The sequence below is a fragment of the Pseudomonas sp. 05N434 genome (assembly GCF_056396965.1).
Map to the genome: position 1 here is coordinate 1 of NZ_JBFTMK010000246.1, position 7010 is coordinate 7010.

Sequence of the window (7010 nt, forward strand, 5' to 3'; positions counted from 1 at the left end):
GCTCGGACCTTCGTGACGGCAACCAGTCGTTGATCGAGCCAATGGACGCGGTCAAGAAGCTGCGTTTCTGGAAGACCCTGGTGCAGGTCGGCGTGAAAGAAATCGAAGCCTCGTTCCCGGCTGCTTCGCAAACCGACTTCGACTTCGTGCGCACCCTGATCGAAGGCGGCCACATCCCGGACGACACCACCATTCAGGTGCTGACCCAGGGCCGTGAAGACTTGATCGCGCGCACCTTTGAATCCCTGCGCGGTGCCAAGAAGGCCATCGTTCACCTGTACAACGCGACCTCCCCTTCCTTCCGCCGCATTGTCTTCAACCAGGACAAGGACGGGATCAAGGCCATCGCCGTAAACGCCGCCAAGCTGTTCGTCAAATATGCCGCCCAGCAGCCGGACACCGAGTGGACCTTCGAATACTCGCCAGAAACCTTCAGCGCCACCGAACTGGAATTCGCCAAGGAAGTCTGCGACGCGGTGATCGAGGTGTGGAACCCGACGCCTGAGCACAAGGTGATCCTCAACCTGCCCGCCACCGTCGAATGCGCGACCCCGAACATCTATGCCGACCAGATCGAATGGTTCGGTCGTCACATCAACCGTCGTGACAGCGTGATCATCAGCCTGCACACCCACAACGACCGTGGCACCGGCGTGGCCGCCACCGAGCTGGGCCTGATGGCCGGCGCCGACCGTGTCGAAGGCTGCCTGTTCGGCAACGGCGAGCGTACCGGTAACGTCGATCTCGTCACCGTGGCATTGAACCTCTACACCCAGGGCGTCAACCCTGAGCTGGATTTCTCCGATATCGATGGCGTGCGCAAAGTCGTCGAAGAGTGCAACCAGATTGCGGTGCACCCACGTCACCCGTACGTCGGCGACCTGGTTCACACCGCGTTCTCCGGCTCGCACCAGGATGCAATCCGCAAGGGCTTCGCCCAGCAGCAACCGGACGCCCTGTGGGAAGTGCCGTACCTGCCGATCGACCCGGCCGACATCGGCCGCAGCTACGAGGCGGTGATTCGCGTCAACAGCCAGTCGGGCAAGGGCGGTATCGCTTACCTGCTGGAACAGGAATACGGCATCAGCTTGCCGCGTCGCATGCAAATCGAGTTCAGCCAGGTCGTGCAGCGTGAAACCGATCGCCTGGGCCTGGAGATGACCGCCCAGCAGATCCACGCGCTGCTGCACAGCGAGTACTTGCAGGCCAACACCCCGTACGCGCTGGTCAGCCATCGCCTGCAGGAAGAAAACGGACACAGCGCCGTGGAAGTCGAAGTTTCCAGCAAAGGTCAGGGCGAAACCAACCTGCACTGGCGCGGCAAGGGCAACGGTGCCCTGGAAGCACTGGTGGCCGGCCTGCCGATCCCGGTGGAAATCATGGACTACAACGAACACGCCATCGGCGCGGGCACCAATGCCAAGGCCGCGGCCTACATTGAACTGCGGGTGAATGGTGAGCGTGCGGTACATGGCGTCGGCATCGATGAAAACATCACCACTGCCAGCTTCAAGGCCCTGTTCAGCGCACTGAACCGCTCCCTGAGCCAGCCGGAAGCGAAAGCGGCGTAAGCTTCGCTGCAAATGCAAAAGGCCCCGGGGTGAAAACCTCGGGGCCTTTTTTGTTGCTCAACGATCGGTCAGGTGAACTCGAAGGTATCCGCATCCAGATTCGCCGGGAACCGTGTGCGATATGCCGCCAGTTCTGCCGCGTCGAGCACGACCTTGAATACGCCATCGGCATCGCCTGCACCGAGCAACGTCTCGCCCTGAAAATCCAGGACCTGACTGTCACCGGTATACGCGAAGCCTTTGCCATCGGTACCGATACGGTTCACCGCCGCCACATAGCAGAGGTTTTCGATCGCCCGTGCCGGCAGCAATCGGTTCCAGTGCTGACGCCGTGCGCCCGGCCAGTTGGCGGTGTACAGCAGCAAGTCAGTGTCTTGCGGATCGCGACTCCAGACCGGGAAGCGCAGGTCGTAGCAAATCAGCGGCCGCACTCGCCAACCCTTCAATTCGAACTGCACCTGACGCTCGCCCGGGGTGTAGTGATTGTTCTCCCCGGCCATGCGGAACAGGTGACGCTTGTCGTAGTGCCACACCTCCCCGTCCGGCCGTGCCCACAACAGACGATTGCGATGGCTACCGTCAGCCGCCTGGACGATGATGCTGCCGGTCACCACCGCGCCCAGCTTCGCTGCCTGAGCCCGCATCCATTTACTGGTGGGGCCATTTTCCGGCTCGGCGAGGGTTTCCGATTCCATGGAGAAACCGGTGGTGAACATCTCCGGCAGGATGATCAGGTCCGCACCGCGAGCCTGTTCCAGCAACGGCTCGAAATGCTCCAGATTGGCCTGACGATCGTGCCAGGCCAGGGTGGTCTGGATCAGCGCAAGATTCAGATTGGGCAGAGTACTCAGATCAGGCATAGTTTTGCCGCTGCTTCACGCAGGGTCTCCTCGCGCTTGGCAAAGCACAGACGCACCAGGCGCTGGCCTTCAGGTGGAGTCTGGTAGAACACCGAGATCGGAATGCTCGCGACGCCATGCTCGCGGGTCATCCACAGCGCCATCTCGACGTCATTGAGGTCCGGGCGAATCTGCGAGTAATCGACCAACTGGAAATAAGTACCGGCCACGCGGGTAAAACTGAAGCGCGACGGCGTCAGCAGATCGCAGAACAGATCGCGCTTGGCCTGATAGAAGCCCGGCAGCTCTTCGACGTGTTCCGGGTGCTCGGCCATGTAATCGGCCAACGCGTACTGCAACGGCGTCACGCCGCAGAAACTGACGTACTGGTGCACCTTGCGCAGCTCCGCGCTAAGGGCCGGCGGCGCCACGACATAACCGGTTTTCCAACCAGTGACGTGGTACGTCTTGCCGAACGAACTGACCACGAAAGCGCGCTGATACAGCTCTTCATGGGCCAATACGCTGGCGTGAGACACACCGTCGAACACCAGGTGTTCATAGACTTCGTCGCTGATCACATAGATGTCGCGGTCGCGGATCAACGCCGCCAGCTGATCCAGCTCGGCACGGCTGATCAGCGCACCGCTTGGGTTGTGCGGGGTATTGAGGATGATCATCCGCGTGCGCGGGCTCAGGGCTTCGGCGAGCTTCTGGAAGTCGATGGCGAAGTCCTTCAGGCCGAGTTGCACATGCACACAGCGACCACCGGCCAGCTCGACCGAGGGCTCGTAGCTGTCGTAGCACGGATCGAACACGATCACTTCATCGCCGCTGTGGATCACCGCCTGAATCGCGCAGAAGATCGCCTGGGTCGCGCCGGGGGTGACCGTCACTTCGCTGTCGGCATCAACATGCGCGCCGTAGCTGCGAGCGATCTTCGCCGCGATCTGCTGACGCAACGCCGGTAAGCCGGTCATCGGCGAATACTGGTTGTGGCCACTGGCGATATGCCGACCGACCGCATCGCGCAGGGCCTGCGGGCCGTCGAAATCGGGAAAACCCTGGGACAGGTTGATCGCCCCGGTTTGCGTCGCGAGCTGAGACATCTGCGTGAAGATAGTGATGCCGACATTCGGCAGCTTACTGGTGATCATCGGTGATTCCCTGGGCTACACCCGGCTCTAACGGCGGCACGGGAGAGCCCGAGGATAGCCCAAACGACGCCCACAAAAAAAGGGCGCCAACCGGCACCCTTCTTCTAATGTACACCGCATAACTTGTGGCGAGGGAGCTTGTCGGAACGCCGCACCGTCCCGCTCGGCTGCGCAGCAGTCGCAAATCAACCGATGCGTTCCAACTGAACGATCTCGGTTGCAGATACTGGGGCCGCTTCGCAGTCCAGCGGGAGCAAGCTCCCTCGCCACAACAAGCCCTCACAAAAAGAGTGAGGCCTTGAATCAGCGCTTGTCGCGGCGCTTCTTGTCAGCCTTCTTATGGTGCGACATCAAACGACGCTTCTTGTTGACCTGACGGTCGGTGAGCGAGTTCTTGTTGCCTTCGTACGGGTTCTCGCCGCCCTTGAACTCGATGCGGATCGGCGTACCGACCAGCTTGAGCACACGACGGTAAGTGTTTTCCAGGTAACGGACGTAAGACTTCGGCACCTTCTCGATCTGGTTACCGTGGATCACGATGATCGGCGGGTTCGCACCACCCAAGTGGGCATAACGCAGCTTGATCCGGCGGTTGTTGACCATCGGAGGCGCGTGCTCGCCGACCGCATCTTCCAGAATCTGGGTCAGGCGGTTGGTCGGCCAGCGGGTGACCGCGGACTTGAACGAGTTCTGTACCGACGCGTAGAGATTACCTACGCCAGTGCCGTGCAGGGCCGAGATGAAGTGGATGTCGGCGAAGTCGACGAAGAACAGTCGACGTTGCAGTTCGACCTTCACGAAGTCGCGCTCGCTCGGCGTCATGCCGTCCCACTTGTTGATCGCGATCACCAACGCACGACCGGCTTCAAGGGCAAAACCCAGCAGGTTGAGGTCGTGGTCCACCACGCCTTCGCGGGCGTCCATCACGAAGATCACCACGTTGGCGTCTTTGATCGCCTGCAGGGTTTTGACCACGGAGAACTTTTCGACTTCTTCGTGAATCTTGCCGCGCTTGCGCACACCAGCGGTGTCGATCAGCGTGTACTTCTCGTCGTTACGCTCAAACGGGATGTAGATACTGTCACGGGTAGTACCGGGCTGGTCATACACGATCACCCGGTCTTCACCGAGCATGCGGTTGACCAGGGTCGACTTGCCGACGTTCGGACGACCGATGATGGCGATCTTGATACCGTCTTTTTCGCTTGGGCCAGGAATGCGCTTGGCTTCCTCACCTTCGGCAACGATCTCTTCCTCTTCGCCTTCTTGCGGTTCTTCTTCGTCTTTCGGGAAGTCGCTCAGGGCGATTTCCAGCATCTGGGTGATGCCACGACCATGGGCACCGGCGATCGGGATCGCGTGGCCCATGCCCAACGGGGCGAATTCGGCGCGGGCCATTTCAGGGTCGATGTTGTCGACCTTGTTGGCGACCACGTAGGAACGCTTGTTACGCTTGCGCAAGTGCTCGGCGATCATCTGGTCGGCGGCGGTAAAACCGGCCTTGGCATCTACCAGGAACAGAACGACATCCGCTTCTTCAATGGCCAGCAGCGACTGCTCGGCCATTTTTTCGTCCATACCGTGCTCGTCACCGGAGATACCGCCAGTGTCGACCAGAATGTAGGAACGCCCTTGCCACTTGGCCTCACCGTATTGGCGATCACGGGTCAGACCGGACAAGTCGCCGACGATGGCGTCGCGAGTCCTGGTCAGGCGGTTGAACAAGGTGGACTTGCCGACGTTCGGTCGGCCCACCAGGGCGATTACGGGAACCATGCGGCTCTCCACTTCGTTATTTCAGAAAATACAAAAGCCGCTGCGAGGCAGCGGCTGGTGCTCGGGGCAGCGCTTGAAAGCGCTGCGAGCCTTGCAGAACAAGGCCGCTTGGGGGTTAAACCCCAAGCATAGTCTTTACTTGATGGTCAGGGCTTCCAGTTTGCCGCTGTTGCCATACACATAAATCGTGTCACCCACCACCAGCGGACGGGCACGCAGGCCGTCGCTGTCGATGCGCTCGCGGCCGACGAAACGACCGTCCACCTGACTCAGCAGGTGCAGGTAACCTTCCAGGTCACCGACTGCAACGTAGCTGGAGAACACTTCCGGAGCCGACAGTTGACGGCGGGCCAGCGAATCGTTGCTCCACAATGCAGTGGTGGAACGCTCGTCGACGCCTTCAACAGTGCCCGAAGACAGGCTCACATAGACGCTGCCAAAACCCTGGGCGACGCCGGCATAGCTGGAAGCATCACGCTGCCAGAGCTGACGACCGCTTTCCAGGTCCAGTGCCGCGACGCGACCCTGGTAGCTGGCGACATACAGTGTACCGCCGGACAGCAGCAAGCCACCGTCGATATCGACCACACGCTCCAGCTCCGAACGACCTTGTGGAATCGCTACACGCTGTTCCCAAACCGGCACGCCGTTGGACACATCAAGAGCAACCACTTTACCGGTCGACAGGCCAGCCACCGCGAGGCGGTTGGTGACGATCGGTGCGCTGGTGCCGCRCAGGGTCAGGACCGCTGGCGTGCTGTCATACAACCAGCGCTGGTTGCCGGTAGAGGCATCCAGACCGATCAGACGGTCATCCTGGGTCTGAACCACAACAACGTCACCGTTGGTGGCCGGTGGTGCGAGAACTTCGCTGGTCACGCGAGCGCGCCATTTCTCTTCACCGCTGCTGGCATCCAGGGCAACGATTTCACCCTTGAGCGTGCCGATCATGACCAGACCGTAACCCACGCCAACGGCGCCGGAGACAGGCAGTTTGAGATCTTTCTTCCACTTGACGTCGCCATTGCTGCGATCCATCGCCATCACCACACCGGTGACGTCGGCGGCATAGATGGTATCGCCATCGATCGCCGGAACCAGCATGTTGTAGGTTTCGCCCTGACCGTTACCGATCGAACGACTCCACTGCTTGTGCAGAACCACTTCTTCCTTGAAGTCGGTCAGCTCGGCCGGTGGCAACTCTTTTTTGCTGTTGCTGCTGCAACCCGCGGCCAGAATGGCCAGAGCCAGCAATGCTGCATGTTTCCAACGGATCACGTCACGCATCCCCTTTGGCCAGGTCGTCCAGCTTGATTTGTAGGCCACCGACCGCCGCTTCATCCGACAGTGCCGCCTTGGCTTTTTGATACGCAGCGTTCGCTTCGTCGGTACGACCCAGTTGCACCAGCAAGTCGCCCTTGAGTTCTTCGCGAGTGGCCAGGAACGCCTTGTCGGCATCGCCTTCGAGCAGTTTCAGGGCTTCATCGACCTTGTTCTGCGCGGCCAGCACCTGCGCCAGGCGCTGACGGGCGATTTCGCCCAGTGCCGGGTTGGCCGGTTTGTCGACAATGGCTTTCAGCTCGCTGGCTGCGTCGTCCAGCTTGCCGCTGTCGACCGCGACTTTCGCCACGAACAGGCTGCCGTATTGCGCGTAGGCAGTGCCCCCG

General features: G+C 60.7%; 6 protein-coding genes. 1 reads left to right on the forward strand and 5 read right to left on the reverse strand.

Features of this window, described 5'->3' with window-relative positions; translation table 11 throughout:
• Window positions 1-1571 (forward strand): 2-isopropylmalate synthase (gene leuA / locus AC1DLB_RS16555; RefSeq protein WP_477785296.1); only part of this gene is annotated, 1571 nt, incomplete at its 5' end.
• Between the two features lie 68 nt (window positions 1572-1639).
• Here the strand turns inward: leuA and AC1DLB_RS16560 are convergent.
• The 5 genes from AC1DLB_RS16560 to AC1DLB_RS16580 form a co-directional block, all read right to left on the reverse strand.
• Window positions 1640-2431, reverse strand: coding sequence for an amidohydrolase (locus tag AC1DLB_RS16560; protein ID WP_086944863.1), 792 nt, complete (start codon window positions 2429-2431; stop codon window positions 1640-1642).
• Complete coding sequence (locus AC1DLB_RS16565; RefSeq protein ID WP_018927058.1) at window positions 2419-3567, reverse strand: pyridoxal phosphate-dependent aminotransferase; 1149 nt, start codon at window positions 3565-3567, stop codon at window positions 2419-2421. The genes AC1DLB_RS16560 and AC1DLB_RS16565 overlap by 13 nt, the downstream gene beginning before the upstream one ends.
• A gap of 303 nt (window positions 3568-3870) precedes the next feature.
• Entirely contained in the window at window positions 3871-5343 is a 1473-nt protein-coding gene (der, locus tag AC1DLB_RS16570) for a ribosome biogenesis GTPase Der (protein ID WP_018927059.1), read from the reverse strand.
• Window positions 5344-5478: 135 nt separating this feature from the next.
• Complete coding sequence (gene bamB / locus AC1DLB_RS16575; RefSeq protein ID WP_477785297.1) at window positions 5479-6630, reverse strand: outer membrane protein assembly factor BamB; 1152 nt, start codon at window positions 6628-6630, stop codon at window positions 5479-5481.
• Window positions 6623-7010: tetratricopeptide repeat protein (locus tag AC1DLB_RS16580; protein WP_477785298.1), on the reverse strand; the 388-nt coding region annotated here is incomplete at its 5' end. The genes AC1DLB_RS16580 and bamB, both read right to left, overlap by 8 nt.